Raw genomic sequence first — 20,278 nt, 5'->3', positions numbered from 1 at the left:
TTTGATATTTTAAAAACTTTCGGTCTTAGTATAAAAGTAATTACACACAGTAATAAGGACTTTTACTGTTAGTTAAACAACACCATATAACCGATCTCCAGCATCTCCTAAGCCCGGGATGATGTAACCCTTCTCATTTAAGCGCTCATCGAGTGCACCCGTTACAAGTTTTAAAGATAACTTTGATGTTGCAAACGCTTTTTCAAGAACAGCAATACCCTCTGGCGCAGCTAATATACAAATTGCAGTTATATCAGTAGCACCCTTTGCTGCTAAGAACTCTATTGCGCTAACCAATGTGCCACCGGTAGCAAGCATCGGATCTAAGATATAACACTGACGATTAGTTAAATCCTCAGGTAATCTATTTGCATAAGTTGTTGCCTTTAAAGTTTTCTCATCCCGCACCATTCCCAAAAAGCCAATTTCAGCAGTTGGAATAAGACGCGACATTCCCTCTAACATGCCAAGACCTGCTCTAAGGATTGGAACTACTACAGGCTTTGGTTTAGCTAGCTGCTCACCTTGGGCCATGGCAACTGGTGTCTTAACAGTTACAGCAATTGTTTTAACTTCACGCATCGCCTCATATGCAAGTAAGGTGACAATTTCCTCAGTCAAGCGCCTAAAGGTTGGTGAATCAGTTTTCTCATCCCGCAGCACAGTTAACTTATGAGTAAGCAATGGGTGGGAGGCAATGTGGATTTTCACATAATTACTCTACAAGCAAGAGGTGCTACTACCAATTAGCGCAGATTAAAGAGAGAATAAGTGTGCTCAGAAGGTATTCATTAAGGGTTATAAAGGAGGCGTGAATCTAATGTCAGTAGATTTTGGACTCATAGCCTGGCATGAAGATGGCAGATGGGATGCTGCGCAGATCCTAACTACCCGAGATATTGGCGCAGTTATGGATTCACTTAAAGCTCAACAAACTAATGGTGGAGCAATTGCATTAATTGCAATAGAGGATGAGTTTGTAATTATCGCAAGATCACTCGGTGGATCAATGCAGATGATGATTTCAGATGTTACATACGCAATTGATTATGAGGTAGCAGCAGATCTAGTTGAGGTATTAGATCTAGAGTTCCCAGAAGAAGATGATGAATCACAACCTGGCGGTGACCTTGATTTACTAAATGATTTAGGTGTGAGTGAGATGGAACTTTTAAGCATTTTAGATGACACAGAGTTATATCCAGATGAGCAATTAGAGGCGATTGCAAATCGATTAGGTTTTGGTGAACAATTTAATCAGGTGATTGAAAGTAATTAGTGAACTACCAATCGTTAATGCAGCAGGTGATATCTCTTGCACGTGAAGTTAAATCCTCAGGTGATGTGCCAGTGGGCGCTTTAATTGTTAATGAGGTGGGTGAAATAGTTAGTTCTGGAAAAAATGAGCGCGAAAAAGATAATGATCCAACTGCTCACGCAGAGATCCTGGCAATAAGAAGAGCTGGTGAAAAACTAGATAGCTGGCGACTTGATGATTTAACTTTAATAGTCACTCTTGAGCCATGTGTGATGTGCGCTGGCGCGATACTACAATCTAGGATAAAAAGATTAGTATTTGGCGCCTTTGATCAAAAAGCTGGCGCAGTCGGTTCTTCACTCGATGTAATCAGAGATGTGCGAGCACTTAGCAAAGTTGAGGTTGTAAGTGGAGTACTAGAGGATGAATGTGCGAAATTACTTACTGATTTTTTTGCAACAAAGCGTTAAATAACAATTTCATATGATGGATTTAAAATAACTAATTGACCGTTATTCTCACCCACCATACCTTCGGCTCGCATTTCAGAACCAACTTCAAGACCTGAAATTTCACGCCTTCCTAAAAACTGTAATGTAACGCCACCGCTTTCATCCCAGATCTCAACTTCAACTAATGGGGAGGAATCAGAGGGAGCAGCCTTAATTGAGTTAACTTTTCCTTGAACGTGGGCCCTCATGCGCCAAGTAATGCTACTAATTGGCGTCATATTTTCTGCGTAGTGACTAATTGGTTCACTTTTCTTAACCACGGTATCTGTTTTAGTAAAGGCACTTTGCGCCCTAATTGGCTGTTCGTTTTTAGCAGTATTTGTTTTACTCTCGTTATGAATTGATAAAATACGGCCAGAGATAATTTTTTGCACATCAAATGGAATAATTGTCGCAACTACTTTAGGTAGTTGTGAGATTGGTCCTGCGATAGTTTCAGCAGTTTGATCATGTAATAGTCTTCCCAAAAACTTTGAATACGCCCGCCGTGGCAAAAGCAGAGTTAGCTCCACATTATTAGATGCGGTAACAATAGTTGCATAATCCACAACTGAGTTTGCCAATCTTCTATCTGGGCAATCAATGAGTTGAAGTGAAATATCATCAAAAGCTGGATTCTCTGCCCAAGCTTTAGCCAATCTGGCAGCTCTTAAATCATCTATTACAAAATGAACTGCATTTAAATTACGCGGATTTAAACTTCTGGCATATCTAACTGCGCCAACTGTGGCAATATCAATTCGATCAACTAAGACTGTTACATCATGTCTTGTAATAGAGGTTGCTCTAGAGTCCTTACTTGAAAGTAGTAGTGCTTTACTCTCTTGGGCATATCGATCATTAAATTTAAGCATAATTACAGCCACAATGGGTGTGCCAATAACTACTAACCAAGTACCTTCTGCAAACTTCACTGAGGATAAAATAATTACAGTAAGTAGTGAAATTAATCCAGATGTTAGATGTAAATAGTATTTAGCGCCTTGATTTTTAGTTTTCTTTGCCATGCCAAGTCCGGTTAAAGTAAAGCCAATAAAGACTGCTAATGCATAAATAGCAGCTAGCGCTGTAATAGATGCACCAGAGGCAATAACTAATAGGCCAGCAGATCCTGAGATAAAAATAATTCCGTTTGAAAATGCTAACCGGTGTCCACGCTTAGTTAACTGCTTTGGTAAAAAGCCATCTGCCGCCACAATATTGACCATATTTGGAAAGGCGTTAAAGCAGGTATTAGCACCAGCAAATAAAATAAAGGTAGTTGAAGCCTGCACGAAATAGTAAAAACTTTGGCCAAAAACTGAATCACCTAGGGCTGCTTGGGCAACAAGTGAGATAACAGTAGGTGTGCCAGATTCATAAGGAATTGCTACTACCTGATACGCCAGCCAGGCAATACCAGTGATTAAAGTGGCAAGGACTGCGCTCATTATCATTAAAGTTTTTCTAGCATTATTGTGTTCAGGCTCTTTAAATAATGCCACGCTATCTGAAATAGCTTCTAACCCAGTAAGGGAAGCACTGCCATTGGCAAATGCTTTTAACACTAAAAGAATTGCTGCCAAACTTAATAATCCTTGGGGCTCACCTAGAGCGATTAAGCCAGGAGTATCTGTTGGGTATGGCATTAGATCAGAATTTAAATTACGCCAAATTCCAAATACAAAAACTATAAACATAGAAAAAATAAAAAGATATGAGGGTAGTACAAAGATAATCCCGGCTTCCTTTACCCCCCGTAAATTTATATAGGTGAGCACAGTAATAATGCCAAGAGTTAATAAAACTTTATTATCTGATAACTCAGGAATAGCTGAGACGATAGCTGCAACACCTGCTGCAGTTTGAATAGCAACTGTGATTATGTAACCAAAAATTAACTCTACGGCTGCAATCTGGGAGATTACTTTGCCAAAATTTTCTCTAGCTACTACGTATGCACCACCACTTTTAGTATAGGTATTTATGACATCTCGGTAGGAAAAAGTAATAACTAATAAAATTATTAAAATCAGCCCAACAAGGGGCGTGAAAATAGTAAAAGCGGCAAGACCAAAAGCTGGTATTAGGGCAACTAATATCTGCTCACCACCATAGGCACTAGATGAAATGCAATCTGAAGACAAGATGCCAAAAGCATTCCTTTTAGGTAATCGTTGCTCATTTAAATCATGGCGATTTATTGGTTTACCTAGTAGTTTGACCTTTAATTTATATAAAAATGAGTCTTTAAGGTGTGCGTGCTCAGTTAACACCTTAGGAGTAGGTGCGTTATCACTCCAAGACTTTGGCACTTTTTTAAACACACTCCTATACGAAGTTAGATCCTAAGTATACGCCTGTTTTTATGCGAGATTTTTTAAGCACACGCAGTAAGCGTATGCTTATCTTTATGCAGTTAAAGACGCAGCTTTATATTGATGGTAAATGGGTTGATGGAACATCTACCATCCCAGTTACTGATCCAAGTAATGAATCAATCATTGCAAATGTTTCAGTTGCAACAGATGCTCAATGCGCTCTGGCAGTGGACGCAGCTTCTAGTGCTTTTAAAACTTGGCCTAAAACTGCTCCTCGCCTTCGTGGTGAAATATTACGTAAAGCATTTGAAATTATGGTGGCAGAGGCAGATCGTCTTGCTGAAATTATCTCTAAAGAAAATGGCAAAGTTTTAACTGATGCTAAGGGTGAAATTTTATACGCCGCAGAATTCTTCCGTTGGTTTTCAGAGGAGGCAGTTCGAATAAATGGTGAGTTTAGAACTGCGCCAAGTGGAGATAAAAGAATTTTAGTTACCAAGCAACCAGTTGGAGTTTCATTATTAATTACGCCATGGAATTTTCCAGCTGCTATGGCAACTAGAAAGATTGGCCCAGCCCTGGCTGCTGGTTGCACCGTAATTTTAAAACCAGCTGGTGAGACGCCACTGACCGCTATGGCAATTGTTGAGATATTAGAGCGTGCCGGAGTACCCGCCGGTGTTGTTAATTTAATTCTGCCAGTGCCATCAGGACCCGGGATAGCCAAAATTTTAAAAGATCCACGAGTTGTAAATCTTTCATTTACTGGTTCAACTGAAGTAGGCAGAGTCTTACTTAAAGAGGCAGCTGATCAAGTGATCCGTTGCTCAATGGAGCTAGGTGGTAACGCACCATTTTTAGTTCTAGCAGATGCCAATGTTGATGACGCAGTTGCCGGAGCCATGTTGGCCAAGATGAGAAATGGTGGCGCAGCTTGCACAGCTGCAAACCGCTTTTATGTTGCTAAAGAGGTTGCTGCTGAGTTTACTGAAAAATTAACTAAAGCTATGGGCGCGTTAAAACTTGCCCCAGGACTTGAGACAGGCGCCCAACTCGGCGCAAGTGTTTCAGTTAAAGAACGCAATAAAATTGCCCAATTAGTAGATGATTCAGTTACAAATGGTGCAAAAATTAACGTTGGTGGTAAATCTATTGATGGCAGTGGCGCTTTTTACCCAGCCACAGTACTTACAGTAAGTAAAGATAATCCAATATTAAAACAGGAGATCTTTGGCCCAGTAGCTCCAATTGTTATTACATCATCTGATGAGGAAGCGATCACTCTTGCAAATGCCACAGAGTTTGGTCTTATTGCCTATGTTTATTCATCTGATTTAAAGAGGGCGATACGAACAGCAGAGGCACTTGAATCTGGAATGGTTGCGATTAATAAAGGTGTTATCTCAGATCCTGCCGCGCCTTTTGGTGGGTTTAAACAATCAGGACTAGGACGCGAAGGTGGCTTCGCTGGTATTGAGGAATTTTTAGAGACTAAATATATTGGAGTTGAAATTTAGTCTCTAAAGAGTAATTTACTTTTTTAACTTATAGCCCTTAGGGCACTTTGGATTATCACCACTTACTTTTTTACTAGTTTTACCTTTAGCGCAAATAATTCGATTTTTAGTGGGTGACTTGGGAGATGCGGTAGGAAATGCGGTAGGAGATGCGGTAGGAGATGGGCGAGGTTCCACCACGCCTTCTTGAAGGACTATAAACGCTTGTTTAATAATACCTGAAGCTAATCTAGACTCAGTCGCAACAGTTGAATATGAAAGTACACAATTTCCAGTTAAATACATTGTCAGTACATTTCCAAACGCCGAACAGACTGTAGGAGTATCTGATACTGGAGATACCTCTGCACCGTCTAATGTAATTACCGAGCGGGAAATAGTTTTTGGGAATTCTGTTACCAGTTGAGTTGGAATTGTGGGGAGATTTAAATTGACTTTGTTTCGCTCAGGAAGTATTTCTACATTTAAAAAAAGCTCTTTTGCAACGAAATCAGTTGTTTTTTGCGTAAACACTTTAAATTGACAATCTCCAGTCGAAATAAAGTTCAAAATAGATGAATTGACTGAGCAAGTTAATGGGGTTAAGGAGGTAATCTGAAGTGAAGTGCGATTAGTGCGTAGCTGAAAAAAATCTTTCGGATCGTATGACTCTTTAACTCTCCATATCGGCCTCATCATTGGAAAAATAGTCGGCTTTCCATCTTCAAAGTAACTGTTTGCGGGATGTGAAGGTCCCACAAATGTCTGAAAATCAAATGAAAGATTACCGAGGCGTCTAATGAGTAATCCTGCCTCGGCACCCACAAAATCTCTAAACGGCGGTGGCGTAAAGGTAGAAGACTTTGGTACAAAGTTTGGTGAATCTAGAATCGGGTTTGCCGTAACAGAGTCAGATGAGAATATCCAAACGCCTGGAAAAATAGTCGGATCTAATTTAAGTGATCCTTTGAAATTTACAATAGTTAAACTTGAATTGATAGGTGATTCAGTTCTAAATAACTTTGTGCTGTAAATGAAATTCGCACCATAAGTGGAGTTTTCCAAATAAACATCAATGCTTTGATTTGAAATACCACTTGGGTGTGTAACTGTCAGTAAAATTTCTACCTCGGTATTTTCAGAAGAGAGTTCAATTTCAGTTGGCGTGAATGTAAATGACTTTAAAATAGGCTTCTGCCATGAAGTCTCACTTGCAGTTGTGAAAGAATTTCCTGAAATACAAGCAACTAAAATTATGAAAACAAGTAGAGTTACTCGAGACTTCATATTAACTCCCCCTTAGGACCATTGCAGTTTAGTGATGAACTATGAGAAAATGCAGTCTGGCGGAGGATGAGGGATTTGAACCCTCGGTAGGTCACCCTACACACGCTTTCCAAGCGTGCGCACTCGGCCGCTATGCGAATCCTCCAGTATTACTTGAAGGATAAGAGTATCGGTGCAACTTACTATGATTTACCTTTAGATCCCCCGTGCGGCACTTGGGTGCCGAACTCCCCCAGGGCAGGAATGCAGCAAGGGTAGGTAATTTTTAGTGGGTGTGCGGGGGATCCTTATTTTTATCCAATTAAAGATGGGAGGCGATAAATGTCATTAGCTTTATATCGTAAATATCGCCCATCTATTTTTGCTGATGTTATTGGCCAAGAGCATGTAACAACTCCACTTAGTAACGCACTTGAATCAGGAAAGATTCACCATGCGTATTTATTTAGTGGCCCAAGAGGTTGTGGTAAAACTTCTAGTGCTCGGATTATGGCAAGATCTTTAAATTGCGAGAAAGGACCAACACCTAATCCGTGTGGCATTTGCCAATCATGTAAGGATCTAGTTGCAAATGGACCTGGCTCATTAGATGTAATTGAATTAGATGCTGCAACACATGGCTTAGTAGATGATGCTAGAGATCTGCGGGATAAAGCTTTTTTCGCGCCAGTCTCCTCAAGATATAAAATTTATATTATTGATGAGGCTCATCAACTTGGGCCTGGGGCGGCGAACGCGTTACTTAAAGTAGTTGAAGAACCACCTGCTCATGTACTTTTTATATTTGCCACAACTGAACCAGATAAATTAATTTCAACAATTAGGTCAAGGACTCACCACTATCCGTTTAGATTAGTTCCACCGGTAATTCTAAATTTACATCTTGAAAAGATCTGCGCATCAGAAGGTATTAAGGTTGCTAAAGGTGTTATTTCATTAGTAGTTAGAGCTTCAGGTGGTTCAGTAAGAGATAGCCTTTCTATACTTGGTCAATTACTAGCGGGTGCTGGCAGTGATGGTGTTACATATGAAATTGCCGTTGCATTGCTTGGTTATACAGATAGTGCACTAATTGATGAAGCACTTGATGCCATAGCTGCTCAAGACAGCGCTTCTTTATTTACAACCATTGATCGAGTAATTGAATCAGGACAAGATCCAAAGCGATTTGCCTCAGACCTACTTGAGCGAATGAGAGATTTAATTATTGTTGGAGCATCTGATGAAAATAACTCAGCAATTCTAATTTCTCTGCCAACTGATCAACTAGATCGAATTCGCACCCAAGCAAAATTAATTGGAATTGCAACCCTGATTAGATCAGCAGATTTAATTGCGCAAGGACTTACTCAAATGAGGGGCGCCACCCCGCCAAGATTAATTTTAGAGTTAATTTGTGGGCAAATGATGCTGCCAACTGGTGATAATGTGAATATAACTGCCCGGATTGAAAAGCTTGAGAAAAGCTCATCTTTAATTACGCCATCTCACCCAACCCAACTGGCTGTTATACAAAGTGCGCCTATTAAAGAAGCTAAACCTGTTAAAGAGGTAGTTGATAAAGTAGTTGAAAGTAAGCCTATTGAAAATAAACCAGCTTCAAACAAACCTAGCGGAAGTATTGATATTACTTCCCTTCGCAGGATGTGGCCACAAGTAATTGATTCGGTTAAAGGCAAGCGCCGTCTCACCTGGTCATTACTAGCAACTAGCGCGCAGATTCTTTCATTAGATGATGAGAACATAACAATTGGCATTGTTAATTCAGGAGCGAAGGATTCATTTGTTAGATCAGAAAGTGACGTAATTTTATCTGATGCTTTTGAAGAGGTAACAGGAGTTAGGCGAAAGATTCTTGCAACAGTTGATTCATCCGTTACCACTACAACTATGACCAGAAATGATGAGGATCCTGGCGATAAAGATATGCTCTCAGGTGCTGATCTATTAGCAAGTAAATTAGGCGCTAAGGTTATTGCTGAATCAAATTAGCTTTTAGGTACAAGTTTTGTAAGCTCACTTACAATATTTGTTTTACTTTTCAATGGAGCTAACATACTAATTATTTTCTTTATTGATTCAAAATCACCCACAATTACAAGGTTATTTCCTAGTTTTAACCAATTATCTGTATCATATTTATCAAATTTACTTGCTGCAATTCTTGATCTAATTGCAGAGTCATAAAATTCTGCCCGCTCATAAACTTGTGCAGTATAAATGATTGACTCATATGATTTTTCATCTGAATCTAATGCTATTTGTAATTGTTGCCGAGCAAGTTCTAATTCATTAACTTGAACTAAAACATCAGCTGCTAAAATTCTATAATTAATTTCTGATGGCTTTGCATTAACTGCATTAAGTGCGTAATTCTTTTTCGCCTCAACATATCTAGGGTCAGTCAAGATACCTTTTAAATTATTGGCCATTTTTATGTTGTATTCAGCTTTCCATACAGGAGTTAGCCAGCTGAGTGAAAGTATTACGGCAATAATTGCAATTAAACTCGGGACCATTGTGGAAATCTTAAAATTATTATTCCACTTATTTACATAAGTGTATTGGCGCTGACCCCGCAATGCGATTAGCTCATTATTAAAGCCAAGTGCAACTATTGCCCCGGATAGAACCCAACCTAATGCTGCTATAGAGACCTGATCTATAGACACTAGAGCTTGGCCTTGGTAGGCAATCCATGTTGAAAATAGCGCGGTAAAAATACTTCGATCTTTTCCGGTGAATTTCTTAATTCCTTTAGTAGCCGCAAACAACACCATTGCAATGGTAAATACATATGCAAGTAAAAGAAATATGCCACCAGTTGCAAGGAATTGAAGAAAAGTGTTGTGAGCATAATATGCAACAGAGCTTGGACCAAGTCTAAAGGCTGCATCTGCGTCTCGGAAAATTCGATAGTTATCACCATAGCGATCAATACCGATACCGGTGAATTTATCAGAGCTAAACATTTTCCACGCAGCTCTGTAGTAATCACCACGGTAGGAAGTGGAAGCCTGGTAAACATATTTAGTGAGTGGTCCTATTTGAAGTAAACCAATCAATCCCAATATAAGCACAGTTATATAGGAGGTAAAGTATGTAATTGTATATTTTTTATTTGATGTAAAATATTTAAAGCCAAGAAAGAGAAATATTCCAAGAATTGCAATAAAAATTCCCTGTGAAGATTTTGATATATAAGTTACATATAGCTCAAAAACTAAAATTCCAAGAAATAAAAATTTAAACCTAAGGTCAGTGATTTCTAAAATTTTCCATACCAGCGCAATGGTTGTTAATCCAATGAAAGCAGAGGCAAAGTTTGAGTTACCCAAGGTTGCAATAACTGGAAGACCAGTATCTGCGTAATTTAGAAAATCAATCCCGTTATATTGGAGAAATCCATACAAAGATGTAATAGCGCCAAGCAATATCAAAAGGTTTAGTAATTTAGACACAGCTAATGTGCTAAATGAGAAAGCTGCAAGTAAGAATAAGACAATAAAGCACAGATATTGAATCCAGCCATTATTTCTGCCATATTTTCCAAAAAAAGCTATATATTTCTGATCTGTTGCAAGAGCAAGCAAAAGCATTATAAATATAAAAACTATTGGTGGTAGTGTGCTTTTCCAGTTCTTTTTTTCCAGAACCCCAAATTTAGGATTAAGTAAACAAGATAATCCAAGAGCAGCCCCAATGAAAAGCACTGAATATTTAGGTGTATTAGTAGTGTCATAAAAAGGTGAAAATACGAACAAGACCATTAAAGTGATAGTGGACAGGAGTATCAACTGAGCACGCTTTTGCAAAAACAGCATGGTCATCTCCTATAAATGGACTTTCACAATTATAGGCTAGGGATGAGTAAAAAATACCCAAATAACCTTTATGATAACTTCATACTATCTGCCGCTTACCGACACTATCTTGGGGGTATACTTTCCTAATCGCCTAAAATAAGTGTAGCAATAAAGTTATTAAGGAGTCTAACTAAGTATCACCTTAGTGACATTAATATGTATGAAGGAATAATCCAAGATTTAATTGATGAGCTAGGCAGACTTCCTGGCGTTGGCCCTAAGAGCGCCCAGCGAATTGCTTTTCACATCATTGCTTCAGATCGAGTGGATGTGACACGTCTTGCAGAAGTTTTAAAAACTGTTAAAGAGCGAGTTAAGTTCTGCACTACCTGTGGCAATATCTCTGAGGAGGATCTATGCAGAATATGTCGGGATCCAAGGAGGGATAACACATCTATTTGTGTAGTTGAAGAAAGTAAAGATGTTATTGCAATTGAGAAAACTAGAGAATTTAAAGGCAAGTATCATGTGTTGGGCGGTGCTATCTCACCGATAGATGGCATAGGGCCAGAGAATCTTCGAATCAAAGAGCTAATGAGCAGATTAGCTGCAACTGAGATTAGTGAAATTATTATTGCAACTGATCCAAACCTTGAAGGTGAAGCAACTGCTACCTATCTGACTAGATTAATTAAGCCACTTGGGATCAAAGTTTCTCGTCTTGCCTCAGGACTTCCAGTAGGGGGAGATCTTGAGTACGCCGATGAGATCACACTTGGAAGAGCTTTTGAAGGGCGAAGAAGCTACGATAACTAGATTATCTCAACATATAAGATAATTAAGCGTCTTACTATCTGAGATAATTCCCTTTTTTCCATATCCATGCTCCACACTTAACCCATGGGCTTAATAGTGCAAAAGTTTGGCGGCTCCTCCGTTGCAGATGCTGAAGGGCTTAAGCGCGTTGCCAGCCGAATAGTTGCCACCAAAAAAAGCGGGCATCAGGTTGTAGTTGTGGTCTCAGCAATGGGTGACACCACTGATGAATTAATTGAGTTAGCTAATCAAGTATCTCCACTTCCTAATGGACGTGAGTTAGATATGTTACTTACAGCGGGTGAGCGAATCTCAATGGCGCTCCTTGCTATGGCAATTTCAAATTTAGGACATGAAGCAAGATCATTTACTGGCAGCCAAGCCGGAATTATCACAACTTCAACACATGGTAAGGCGCGAGTTATTGATGTAACACCTGGTCGAATTCAAGAAGCACTTAAAGAGGGCGCCATTGCAATTGTTGCAGGCTTTCAAGGTGTATCACAAGATACAAATGATGTGACAACTTTAGGACGAGGCGGCTCTGACACAACTGCTGTGGCGCTCGCTGCAGCCCTTGAAGCAGATGTTTGTGAGATCTATACAGATGTAGATGGCATCTTCTCTGCTGATCCAAGAGTTGTGCCGCAGGCACGAAAACTTTCAACAGTTACATATGATGAAATGCTTGAGCTAGCAGCAAGTGGAGCCAAAGTATTACATCTACGTTGTGTTGAATATGCACGCCGTTATGAGTTACCAATTCATGTTAGATCATCTTTTTCCAACAAAGAAGGAACCTGGGTGGTTAAGGATCATCCTGAAGGAGGCGAAATGGAAGCAGCAATAATCGCAGGAATAGCACATGATAAAAGTGAGGCAAAGGTGACCATTGTTGGTGTGCCAGATAGAGCTGGTATGGCAGCTGCCATATTTCAAGCTATTGCCGACGCTGACATAAACATCGACATGATTGTGCAAAACGTGTCAGCAGCAGCAACTGGCTTAACTGATATCTCATTCACACTACCTAAAACTGAAGGTGCTGATGCAACTGCAGTTTTAAAACGCATTCAAGGTGAGATTGGTTTTGCATCCCTTCAATACGATGATCAGATCGGTAAATTATCTTTAATTGGCGCTGGTATGAGAAGTCATCCAGGAGTAACTGCCACTTTCTTTGCTTGTTTATCAGAGGCTGGCGTAAATATTGAGATGATTTCAACCTCTGAAATTCGCATCTCAATTGTTTGCCGTTCAAGTGATTTAGATAAAGGGGTTAAAGCAGCTCACACCGCATTTGATTTAGATGCAGATCAAATTGAAGCTGTTGTATATGGCGGCAGTGGGCGATGAGTAAAAAACCTTCACTTGCTGTAGTTGGCGCAACCGGCGCTGTTGGAACAGTAATGCTAGATATTTTATCTAAGCGTAAAGATGTTTATGGTGAGATTAGATTAATTGCCTCAGCCCGTAGTGCTGGTAAAAAACTTACCTGCCGTGGTCAAGAGTTAACTGTTGTGGCATTAACACCTGAGGCGTTTGAAGGAATTGATATTGCAATGTTTGATGTGCCAGATGAGGTTTCTAAAGAGTGGGCGCCAATTGCAGTAGGTAAAGGCTGCGTAGTAGTAGATAACTCAGGAGCCTTTCGAATGGATAAAGATGTTCCACTAGTTGTGCCTGAAGTAAATCCAGATCAGGTAAAAAACAGAAGCAAAGGAATTATTTCAAACCCAAACTGCACAACTCTTTCTATGATCGTTGCTATGGGCGCACTTCATAAACAATATGGCTTAAAAGAATTAGTAGTTGCAAGCTATCAAGCAGCATCAGGTGCGGGCCAATCTGGAATTGATACGCTGCGTGATCAAATAAGTAAGGTAGCAAACACATCAGTTGGCGATACGGCCGGTGATATTCACAAAGTAATTTCAGATCATGGACCTTTTCCAGCACCCCTTGCCTTAAATGTTATTCCTTGGGCAGGTTCATTAAAAGAGGATGGTTATTCATCTGAGGAGCTAAAAGTTAGAAATGAATCTAGGAAAATATTAGGTCTTGCTAATTTAAAAGTATCTGTCACCTGTGTTCGAGTTCCAGTACTAACAACTCACTCACTAGCTGTGCATGCAATCTTTGAAAAGGAAGTATCTAGGCAGGTAGCCCAAGATGTGCTTAAAAATGCTGCCGGAGTTGAGTTAGTCGATGATCCAGAAAATCATAAGTTTCCAACCCCAGCAGATGTAGTTGGAACTGATCCAACTTGGGTAGGTCGGGTTAGAAAATCACTCGATGATGCAAATGCGCTAGATCTATTTGTTTGCGGGGATAATCTTCGAAAAGGCGCCGCCCTTAATACTGCTCAGATAGCGGAGTTAGTAGCAGCAGAGTTTTAATTAAGCAGTTAAGGTAATAAGTGAAACTTCAGGTGAGCATGCAAATCTAATTGGTGCAAACGGGCTCATTCCAATACCTGCTGAAACATTAAGCCAAGGCTCATTATTTACTCTGGTAACTCCACGTGATCTCCAATTTTCTAAATCACAATTTGTTGTAAGAGATCTACTTCCGTCTAACCAGGGCAATCTCACCTGTCCACCATGAGTATGTCCTGCAAAGATTAGATCTAATTTATCTTGTGCCATCGCAGCAAGTACTCGCTCATATGGAGCATGAGTTACACCGAGTGAAATATCAGCACTTTTACTCACCGCGCCTTCTACTAACGGATAGTTATCTAACTCAAGATGAGCATCATCTGTGCCACGAGCTTCAACCATGACTTCATTCACCTTTATTTTCACTTTATTGTGGTTTAAATCTTTCCAGCCTCTGCTGATTAATTTTTTTTGTAAACTCTGCCAAGGCAATTTGTTACCAAGTTTTCGCTCGCCGTGATCTTTTTTTAGATAGGAAAATGGATTTTTAAACTTTGGTCCGTAATAGTCATTTGAACCAAATACAAAAAAACCAGGTAGATCAAGTAATTCATCTAAGGCATTAATGACTGGCCCAACTGCATCTTTATGGGCTAGAAAATCACCGGTTGTGATAACTAAATCTGGTTTTAAATTGATAAAGCTTTTAATATCCGCGATCTTACGTTTTTGGCCTGGGCGCAGATGAAGGTCAGAAAAGTGCAAAATACTGATATCACTAGACCCTTTTGGAAGTAGGGGCAGGATAGATCTTTGTACTTTATATGCCATAGGCATGAGAAGATACCGCTATGGGACTAAAAGAAAAACTACAAACAGATTTAACCGATGCGATTCGCGCACGGGATGAGGTTAAAAGCGGAACTATCCGTATGTTATTAGCTGCAATAACAAATGAAGAGGTTGCTGGTAAGGCGGCCAAAGTTTTAGTAGATGCTGAAATAATTACTGTTTTATCACGTGAGGCAAAAAAACGCCGTGAGGCAGTTGAGGCATACACCCAAGCAAAAAGAGATGATCTTGCCAATAAAGAAAAAGCTGAAGCAGCGGTAATCGCACTTTATCTACCAGAGCAGTTAAGTGAGGCTGATATTAAGAAGTTAATAACGGAGGCAATCACTGAAACAAATGCTTCAGGTCCTGCTGGGATGGGATTAGTCATGAAGGTATTACAACCTAAGATTGCTGGAAAAGCAGATGGTGGGTTAGTTTCAGCTCTAGTTAAAGCAGCCCTTGCCCAATAATTTTAAATAACAGATAAAGGAAGAAGTAGATATGAAGTATGAATATGTAACTGTTCCACTACTTACCCATGCAACTAAACAAATCCTAGATACCTGGGGCTCTGATGGTTGGGAGTTAGTACAAGTAATTCCAGCCCCTGGCGGTGGGGATCAATTAGTTGCCTATATGAAGAGAGAGATTAAATGAGTTTAAAAGAAAAAATAGAGTCCCTTGGTTTAACTCTGCCAGTTGCTGCCCTACCAATTGCGGCGTATGTGCCAGCAGTTAAAACTGGTAATTTAGTTTTTGTTGCAGGACAACTTCCATTAGTTGATGGCAAGATTGTTAAAGAGGGCAAAGTTGGTAAAGAGGTAACTCCTGAGGAAGCCAAAGAGATGGCGCAGGTTTGTGCACTAAACGCATTAGCTGCTATTACTTTAGTTGCAGATATCGATCAGATAGAGCGAATTATTCGAGTCGGTGGATTTGTTAATGGTATTCCTGGTTTTTTTGCAATCCCGCCAATTATTAACGGTGCTAGTGAGTTATTTATTAAATTATTTGGTGAAGTAAATGGTAAACATGCTAGAACTGCAATTGGTGTGGCAGAGCTACCACTTAATGCCCCAGTTGAGGTAGAGGTTTTAGTTCAACTTAAATCTTAACGACCTCGTTTAGATAATCTTTCATAATCTAAAACAATTACTGCTCTTGGCTCAAGCTTTACCCAACCACGGGTTGCAAAATCAGCTAATGCCTTATTAACAGTCTCTCTAGATGCTCCGACTAATTGAGCTAACTCCTCTTGGGTTAGATCATGGTTAACATGTAGCCCATCATCTTTTTGTGTGCCAAATCTTTCACTTAACTCAATAATTGCTTTAGCAACTCTGCCTGGCACATCAGCAAAGACTAAATCAGATAAAACTTCATTTGCTTTACGAAGACGTTGAGCTAGTCGTCTTAGTAATTGCAGAGCAACTTGTGGGTGCTCTTTCACTAAACCTATTACCTGATCATGAGCTAATGCTAAAAGTTTTGAATCAACTACCGCAGTTGCAGTTGCAGTTCTTGGCCCTGGATCAAAGAGTGATAACTCACCAAACATATCCCCCGGCCCTAGTATTGAAAGTAAGTTCTCTCGGCCATCATTTGAATAAGTTCCTAATTTTAATTTACCGGAAATGACCACAAATAATCTATCTCCAGCATCACCCTCTTTAAATATAACTTGCCCTTTTGTAACTTTAATTGCAGTCATAGAAGCACGCAGGCTGGCGGCGGAAACTTCATCAATGGCAGTAAAAATTGGCGCCCGTCTTACCGCTTCTTCTTCATCTTTTTGTGACATGTGGGGATAATACAACTTTAAGCAAGCACACGCTAATGAGCGTAATCTTGGCAAATGCGAGAGAGTAGTGTGAACAAAAAAATTAGGGCTAAAGCGATCTATCGTGTGCTGACAAAGAGTTATCCAAATGTTAGATGTGAGTTAGATTATACAAATCCCTTTCAACTATTAGTTGCAACAGTTTTATCTGCCCAATGCACCGACAAACGGGTAAATCAAACAACGCCCGCTTTGTTTAAAAAATATAACACAATTAAAAAGATGGCTACAGCTGATAGAAGTGATCTTGAAAGATTAATAAAATCAACTGGATTTTTTAGAGCAAAGGCAAAAAATATTAAATCCTTAAGTCAAAAGATTCTAATTGATTTTAATGGCAAAGTTCCAGAAAACTTAGAGGATTTAATTACCTTACCTGGTGTTGGAAGAAAGACGGCTAATGTGGTTTTAGGCCATGCCTTTGGCATCCCAGGGATAACTGTTGACACACATTTTGGTAGATTAAGTAGAAGATTTGGTTGGAGTAAAGAAAATAATCCAGTAAAGGTTGAGTTTGAAGTTGGTGAACTAATTACTAGAAAAGAATGGACAAATTTGTCGCAGCGCCTAATTTGGCATGGCCGGCGGGTGTGCCACTCACGTAAGCCAGCATGTGGTGCCTGTGGATTGGCTAAGTTATGCCCATCATTTGGAATTGGTGAGAGTGATCCAATTAAAGCAAAGCGTTTAGTTAAAGTGGAGGCAGATTTTAGGTGAGAAAATTTTCTGTGTTTGTTATTACAGCATTATTACTAAGTGGTTGCTCTACTGGTGAGCAGTCACAAACTACTGCATTAGGTGTTATTCCAAACTGTGATCAGATCGATATAAGCAAAGAGACTAGTAAAGAACTCAAATTGTCCTGTCTAGATGGCTCATCAGAAATTAATTACCACAGCATTAAAGGACCAATAGTTATTAACGTTTGGGCCTCTTGGTGCACGGGGTGTAAAGAGGAGATGCCTTACTTTGTTGATCTTTATGCAAACCCAATATTTAAAAGTGGTGAGATTAAATTACTTGGTATTGATGTTGATGAGAAAAATGCTGATAGTGGGCCAAATTTTATTAAATCTCATGGCATGAGCTGGCCTCACTTAGAAGACACAGATAGCAGGTCAAAGTTGGTATTTGGCCCAGGAGTTCCTGTCACTTACTTTCTAGATAAAAGTGGCATAGTTATTCATAAACACATAGGCGCCTATCGATCTAAAAGCCAGCTTTATGAAGCAGTTGAAAAGTATTTTAAGGTCAAACTTTGAGGACATTTGATTTATTAGTTCTCCTAGCTCTTCTAATTACTGCATACGGCGGCTTTAAAAATGGTTTTATCCAAACAGTATTTAAAACTGTTGGTTATATCGCAGGCGGTGTAGCAGGGGTTGCTATTGCAGTAGAGGTAATGAGTACGTGGAGTAATAATATTGCTAAGGCAGCGGGTGCAATAATACTAATTTTATTATTTGCAACGATTGGTGAGTTTATTTTGGGTAAAATTGGTCTAGGTTTTAGAAAAGTACTTTTTATCTCTCCATTAAAGCTACTTGACTCATTACTCGGCGCCATACTTGCCACAATTCGTGCTGTGTTTATTGTGTATTTACTCTCTGTAATTTTAATTGCGACGCCTTGGAGTATTGGTGATAAATATATTTCTAACTCTCAGTTTTATACCTACACAGACTCACATCTACCAAAGGTAGTAACTGAGCTTAAAACATATGGTGATAAATTATTTAAGCAGATCAACTAGTCTTCTGATTTACCACTTTGTAGGCCTTCAGAGATCAACTTCATAACATTTGGATCAGCCAAAGTAGTTGAGTCACCTACTGCTCGGTTTTCTGCAACATCCTTTAATAACCTTCGCATTATCTTGCCACTTCTTGTCTTTGGCAGCTCAGCAACGACCATGATCTGCCTTGGCTTTGCAATTGCGCCTATTTCTTTTGCAACATGATCTCTTAATTGCTTAACTAAGGTGTCACCCTTAGCTGCCTCTATTCCACCGCGCAAAATAACAAATGCAACAATGCCTTGCCCAGTCATCTCATCCTTAGCACCAACTACTGCAGCCTCTGCAACTGCTTCATGAGAAACTAACGCCGACTCTACTTCAGTTGTTGAGATTCGGTGTCCTGAAACATTCATAACATCATCTACTCGACCAAGTAACCAGATAGCGCCATCTTTATCTAACTTAGCGCCATCTCCGGCAAAATATAAATTATTAAATCTTGACCAGTATGTATCTTTATAACGTACTGGCTCTTTCCAAATACCACGCATCATTGATGGCCAAGGCTGCGTTAGTACTAAGTAACCACCACGACCATTACCAACCGCATTACCTTCATCATCTACTACTTCAGCGCCAATTCCAGGAAGAGCCTTCATAGCACTACCTGGTTTAGTTGCAGTTACTCCCGGTAATGGTGAGATCATGATTGCGCCAGTCTCTGTTTGCCACCATGTGTCAACAATTGGGCAATTATTTTTACCAATTACTTCTCGATACCACATCCAAGCTTCTGGGTTAATTGGTTCACCAACTGAACCAAGAAGGCGAAGAGATGAAAGATTAGATCCATTTGGATACTCATCCCCCCACTTCATCCAGGTTCTAATTAAGGTGGGAGCGGTATATAAAATGCTTACTTTATATTTTTCAATTAACTGAAATACACGTCCCTTTGTTGGTGTGTCAGGAGTTCCTTCATACATCACCTGAGTGGCGCCATTTATTAGCGGCCCATAGACAACATATGAATGTCCAGTAATCCAGCCAACATCTGCGGTGCACCAATAAACATCTGTTTCAGGTTTTAAATCAAATACTGCGTGATGAGTAAAAGCAGCCTGTGTTAAGTAACCACCGGTAGTGTGATAAATACCCTTTGGTTTTGCAGTAGTTCCTGAGGTATAGAGAATAAATAAACCATTTTCAGAGTCAAAAAACTCTGGCTCATGCTTATCAGATTGCCTATCAACAATCTCATGCCACCAAACATCTTTACTGCCCCACGCCACTTCTTGGCCAGTTCTTTTAACAACTAATACATTTTTAACATTTGTAGAACCTTTTAGTGCTTCATCTACCGCACCTTTTAGTGCAAAGGCTGCGCTTTTGCGATAGCCACCATCCGCAGTAATCACTAGAGATGCATCAGCATCTTGAATTCTAGATAAAAGCGCATCTGCTGAGAAACCGCCAAAGACAACAGAGTGCATCGCTCCTAACCTGGCGCAAGCAAGCATTGCAATCGCAGCCTGCGGGATCATCGGCATATAAATAGCTATGCGATCTCCTTGTTTAACACCTAGCTCAATTAACGCATTTGTAGCTTTACAAACATCACTTAGTAATTGTTTATAGGTAATTGTTTGGGTATCCCCAGGTTCACCTTCAAAATGAAATGCAACTCGTTCCCCCCGGCCTTCTATTACATGCCGGTCTAAGCAATTAAAGCTTGCATTTAATTTTCCACCAACAAACCATTTAGCAAAGGGTAATTGCCAATCAACTACTTGATCCCATTTTTTATTCCAAGATAATCTATTTGCTTGCTTTTCCCAGAAAGCTAATCGATCTTTATTTGCTTCATCATAAATATCACTTTTTGTATTTGCATTATCAATAAATGATTGTGATGGGGTGAAGGTGCGATCTTCATAAGATAAATTCTCAAATGATTCACCGCTAATCTCATTACTCATAGTTAGTAGATTATCAGCGAAAACTTTTCCC

General features: G+C 39.7%; 20 protein-coding genes, 1 tRNA gene and 1 other RNA gene. 14 read left to right on the top strand and 8 right to left on the bottom strand.

All coding sequences use genetic code 11. From position 1 onward, the window contains the following. Nucleotides 1–72: 72 nt before the first annotated feature. Nucleotides 73–711 carry a uracil phosphoribosyltransferase gene (gene upp, locus B1sIIB91_RS05775; protein WP_095688621.1) on the bottom strand — a complete coding sequence of 213 codons (639 nt, stop codon included), beginning with the start codon at nucleotides 709–711 and terminating at the stop codon, nucleotides 73–75. A 109-nt stretch (nucleotides 712–820) separates the two neighbouring features. On the opposite strand from upp, the gene B1sIIB91_RS05770 reads away from it, so the two are divergent. Together B1sIIB91_RS05770 and tadA are read left to right on the top strand one after the other, a co-directional pair. Further along, nucleotides 821–1,279 carry a tRNA adenosine deaminase-associated protein gene (locus tag B1sIIB91_RS05770; protein WP_018226914.1) on the top strand — a complete coding sequence of 153 codons (459 nt, stop codon included), beginning with the start codon at nucleotides 821–823 and terminating at the stop codon, nucleotides 1,277–1,279. Beyond that, complete coding sequence (gene tadA / locus B1sIIB91_RS05765) at nucleotides 1,279–1,728, top strand: tRNA adenosine(34) deaminase TadA (RefSeq protein ID WP_095688620.1); 450 nt, start codon at nucleotides 1,279–1,281, stop codon at nucleotides 1,726–1,728. Before B1sIIB91_RS05770 ends, tadA begins: the two co-directional genes overlap by 1 nt. Here tadA and B1sIIB91_RS05760 read toward each other — a convergent pair. After that, nucleotides 1,725–4,076, bottom strand: coding sequence for an amino acid permease (locus B1sIIB91_RS05760; RefSeq protein ID WP_223298600.1), 2,352 nt, complete (start codon nucleotides 4,074–4,076; stop codon nucleotides 1,725–1,727). The genes tadA and B1sIIB91_RS05760 overlap by 4 nt on opposite strands. Before the next feature lie 74 nt (nucleotides 4,077–4,150). Here B1sIIB91_RS05760 and B1sIIB91_RS05755 point away from each other — a divergent pair, with 74 nt between their 5' ends. Beyond that, complete coding sequence (locus tag B1sIIB91_RS05755) at nucleotides 4,151–5,587, top strand: NAD-dependent succinate-semialdehyde dehydrogenase (protein WP_095688619.1); 1,437 nt, start codon at nucleotides 4,151–4,153, stop codon at nucleotides 5,585–5,587. 15 nt (nucleotides 5,588–5,602) lie between these two features. Here the strand turns inward: B1sIIB91_RS05755 and B1sIIB91_RS05750 are convergent, their stop codons facing one another. Then, nucleotides 5,603–6,853, bottom strand: a complete 1,251-nt coding sequence (locus B1sIIB91_RS05750) for a hypothetical protein (RefSeq protein WP_095688618.1) — start codon at nucleotides 6,851–6,853, stop codon at nucleotides 5,603–5,605. Nucleotides 6,854–6,910: 57 nt separating this feature from the next. Further along, a tRNA-Ser gene (locus tag B1sIIB91_RS05745) sits at nucleotides 6,911–6,998 on the bottom strand. Nucleotides 6,999–7,048: 50 nt separating this feature from the next. On the opposite strand from B1sIIB91_RS05745, the gene ffs reads away from it, so the two are divergent. Together ffs and B1sIIB91_RS05735 are read left to right on the top strand one after the other, a co-directional pair. After that, an RNA gene (ffs, locus tag B1sIIB91_RS05740) (signal recognition particle sRNA small type) lies at nucleotides 7,049–7,145 on the top strand. Nucleotides 7,146–7,174: 29 nt separating this feature from the next. Further along, on the top strand, nucleotides 7,175–8,845 hold the full coding sequence (locus B1sIIB91_RS05735; protein WP_095688617.1) for a DNA polymerase III subunit gamma and tau: 1,671 nt from the start codon (nucleotides 7,175–7,177) through the stop codon (nucleotides 8,843–8,845). On the opposite strand, the gene B1sIIB91_RS05730 is transcribed toward B1sIIB91_RS05735, so the two are convergent. Next, nucleotides 8,842–10,452, bottom strand: coding sequence for an O-antigen ligase family protein (locus B1sIIB91_RS05730; protein ID WP_190279173.1), 1,611 nt, complete (start codon nucleotides 10,450–10,452; stop codon nucleotides 8,842–8,844). The genes B1sIIB91_RS05735 and B1sIIB91_RS05730 overlap by 4 nt on opposite strands. 423 nt (nucleotides 10,453–10,875) lie before the next feature. On the opposite strand from B1sIIB91_RS05730, the gene recR reads away from it, so the two are divergent. The 3 genes from recR (at nucleotide 10,876) to B1sIIB91_RS05715 (ending at nucleotide 13,874) form a co-directional block, all read left to right on the top strand. Continuing rightward, the gene (gene recR, locus B1sIIB91_RS05725) at nucleotides 10,876–11,475 is read left to right on the top strand and encodes a recombination mediator RecR (protein ID WP_095688615.1); all 600 of its coding nucleotides are present in this window, start codon (nucleotides 10,876–10,878) and stop codon (nucleotides 11,473–11,475) included. 84 nt (nucleotides 11,476–11,559) lie between these two features. Beyond that, a complete protein-coding gene (locus tag B1sIIB91_RS05720) occupies nucleotides 11,560–12,831 on the top strand; it encodes an aspartate kinase (RefSeq protein ID WP_095688614.1) in 1,272 nt (423 codons plus the stop codon). Then, a complete protein-coding gene (locus B1sIIB91_RS05715; RefSeq protein WP_095688613.1) occupies nucleotides 12,828–13,874 on the top strand; it encodes an aspartate-semialdehyde dehydrogenase in 1,047 nt (348 codons plus the stop codon). The genes B1sIIB91_RS05720 and B1sIIB91_RS05715 overlap by 4 nt, the downstream gene beginning before the upstream one ends. On the opposite strand, the gene B1sIIB91_RS05710 is transcribed toward B1sIIB91_RS05715, so the two are convergent. After that, the gene (locus B1sIIB91_RS05710; protein ID WP_095688612.1) at nucleotides 13,875–14,693 is read right to left on the bottom strand and encodes a metallophosphoesterase; all 819 of its coding nucleotides are present in this window, start codon (nucleotides 14,691–14,693) and stop codon (nucleotides 13,875–13,877) included. 14 nt (nucleotides 14,694–14,707) lie between these two features. On the opposite strand from B1sIIB91_RS05710, the gene B1sIIB91_RS05705 reads away from it, so the two are divergent. Genes B1sIIB91_RS05705 through B1sIIB91_RS05700 form a run of 3 tightly spaced genes read left to right on the top strand, consistent with a single transcriptional unit; the run spans nucleotide 14,708 to nucleotide 15,805 of the window. Then, complete coding sequence (locus tag B1sIIB91_RS05705) at nucleotides 14,708–15,160, top strand: GatB/YqeY domain-containing protein (RefSeq protein ID WP_095688611.1); 453 nt, start codon at nucleotides 14,708–14,710, stop codon at nucleotides 15,158–15,160. 31 nt (nucleotides 15,161–15,191) lie between these two features. Continuing rightward, nucleotides 15,192–15,347 (top strand): Sp36 family protein, encoded by a 156-nt coding sequence (locus B1sIIB91_RS06030; protein WP_150123739.1) that lies wholly within the window; start codon nucleotides 15,192–15,194, stop codon nucleotides 15,345–15,347. Continuing rightward, nucleotides 15,344–15,805, top strand: a complete 462-nt coding sequence (locus B1sIIB91_RS05700; protein WP_095688610.1) for a RidA family protein — start codon at nucleotides 15,344–15,346, stop codon at nucleotides 15,803–15,805. Before B1sIIB91_RS06030 ends, B1sIIB91_RS05700 begins: the two co-directional genes overlap by 4 nt. Here the strand turns inward: B1sIIB91_RS05700 and B1sIIB91_RS05695 are convergent. Continuing rightward, nucleotides 15,802–16,491: a Crp/Fnr family transcriptional regulator gene (locus B1sIIB91_RS05695; RefSeq protein ID WP_018226931.1), complete on the bottom strand. Its 690-nt coding sequence runs from the start codon at nucleotides 16,489–16,491 to the stop codon at nucleotides 15,802–15,804. The two genes, B1sIIB91_RS05700 and B1sIIB91_RS05695, sit on opposite strands and share 4 nt — an antisense overlap. 54 nt (nucleotides 16,492–16,545) lie before the next feature. Between B1sIIB91_RS05695 and nth the strand changes: the two genes are divergently transcribed. Genes nth through B1sIIB91_RS05680 form a run of 3 tightly spaced genes read left to right on the top strand, consistent with a single transcriptional unit; the run spans nucleotide 16,546 to nucleotide 18,283 of the window. Then, the gene (gene nth, locus B1sIIB91_RS05690; protein ID WP_095688609.1) at nucleotides 16,546–17,247 is read left to right on the top strand and encodes an endonuclease III; all 702 of its coding nucleotides are present in this window, start codon (nucleotides 16,546–16,548) and stop codon (nucleotides 17,245–17,247) included. After that, on the top strand, nucleotides 17,244–17,792 hold the full coding sequence (locus B1sIIB91_RS05685) for a TlpA family protein disulfide reductase (protein WP_095688608.1): 549 nt from the start codon (nucleotides 17,244–17,246) through the stop codon (nucleotides 17,790–17,792). The genes nth and B1sIIB91_RS05685 overlap by 4 nt, the downstream gene beginning before the upstream one ends. Further along, on the top strand, nucleotides 17,789–18,283 hold the full coding sequence (locus tag B1sIIB91_RS05680) for a CvpA family protein (protein ID WP_095688607.1): 495 nt from the start codon (nucleotides 17,789–17,791) through the stop codon (nucleotides 18,281–18,283). The genes B1sIIB91_RS05685 and B1sIIB91_RS05680 overlap by 4 nt, the downstream gene beginning before the upstream one ends. Here B1sIIB91_RS05680 and acs read toward each other — a convergent pair. Beyond that, entirely contained in the window at nucleotides 18,280–20,247 is a 1,968-nt protein-coding gene (gene acs / locus B1sIIB91_RS05675; RefSeq protein WP_223298597.1) for an acetate--CoA ligase, read from the bottom strand. The genes B1sIIB91_RS05680 and acs overlap by 4 nt on opposite strands. Between the last annotated feature and the right edge of the window lie 31 nt (nucleotides 20,248–20,278).

The sequence above is a fragment of the Candidatus Nanopelagicus abundans genome, from assembly GCF_002288305.1.
GTDB lineage: Bacteria > Actinomycetota > Actinomycetes > Nanopelagicales > Nanopelagicaceae > Nanopelagicus > Nanopelagicus abundans.
This window is presented reverse-complemented; position numbering and strand designations above follow the sequence as displayed.

Bases quoted from the DNA above. Each gene is read 5' to 3' on its own strand.
- B1sIIB91_RS05695 (WP_018226931.1), bottom strand. From the start codon at position 16,491: ATGTCACAAAAAGATGAAGAAGAAGCGGTAAGACGGGCGCCAATTTTT.
- B1sIIB91_RS05735 (WP_095688617.1), top strand. From the start codon at position 7,175: ATGTCATTAGCTTTATATCGTAAATATCGCCCATCTATTTTTGCTGAT.
- B1sIIB91_RS06030 (WP_150123739.1), top strand. From the start codon at position 15,192: ATGAAGTATGAATATGTAACTGTTCCACTACTTACCCATGCAACTAAA.
- B1sIIB91_RS05705 (WP_095688611.1), top strand. From the start codon at position 14,708: ATGGGACTAAAAGAAAAACTACAAACAGATTTAACCGATGCGATTCGC.
- B1sIIB91_RS05710 (WP_095688612.1), bottom strand. From the start codon at position 14,693: ATGCCTATGGCATATAAAGTACAAAGATCTATCCTGCCCCTACTTCCA.
- recR (WP_095688615.1), top strand. From the start codon at position 10,876: ATGTATGAAGGAATAATCCAAGATTTAATTGATGAGCTAGGCAGACTT.
- B1sIIB91_RS05750 (WP_095688618.1), bottom strand. From the start codon at position 6,853: ATGAAGTCTCGAGTAACTCTACTTGTTTTCATAATTTTAGTTGCTTGT.
- B1sIIB91_RS05770 (WP_018226914.1), top strand. From the start codon at position 821: ATGTCAGTAGATTTTGGACTCATAGCCTGGCATGAAGATGGCAGATGG.
- B1sIIB91_RS05715 (WP_095688613.1), top strand. From the start codon at position 12,828: ATGAGTAAAAAACCTTCACTTGCTGTAGTTGGCGCAACCGGCGCTGTT.
- B1sIIB91_RS05700 (WP_095688610.1), top strand. From the start codon at position 15,344: ATGAGTTTAAAAGAAAAAATAGAGTCCCTTGGTTTAACTCTGCCAGTT.
- B1sIIB91_RS05730 (WP_190279173.1), bottom strand. From the start codon at position 10,452: ATGCTTTTGCTTGCTCTTGCAACAGATCAGAAATATATAGCTTTTTTT.
- B1sIIB91_RS05720 (WP_095688614.1), top strand. From the start codon at position 11,560: ATGGGCTTAATAGTGCAAAAGTTTGGCGGCTCCTCCGTTGCAGATGCT.
- B1sIIB91_RS05755 (WP_095688619.1), top strand. From the start codon at position 4,151: ATGCTTATCTTTATGCAGTTAAAGACGCAGCTTTATATTGATGGTAAA.
- acs (WP_223298597.1), bottom strand. From the start codon at position 20,247: ATGAGTAATGAGATTAGCGGTGAATCATTTGAGAATTTATCTTATGAA.
- nth (WP_095688609.1), top strand. From the start codon at position 16,546: ATGCGAGAGAGTAGTGTGAACAAAAAAATTAGGGCTAAAGCGATCTAT.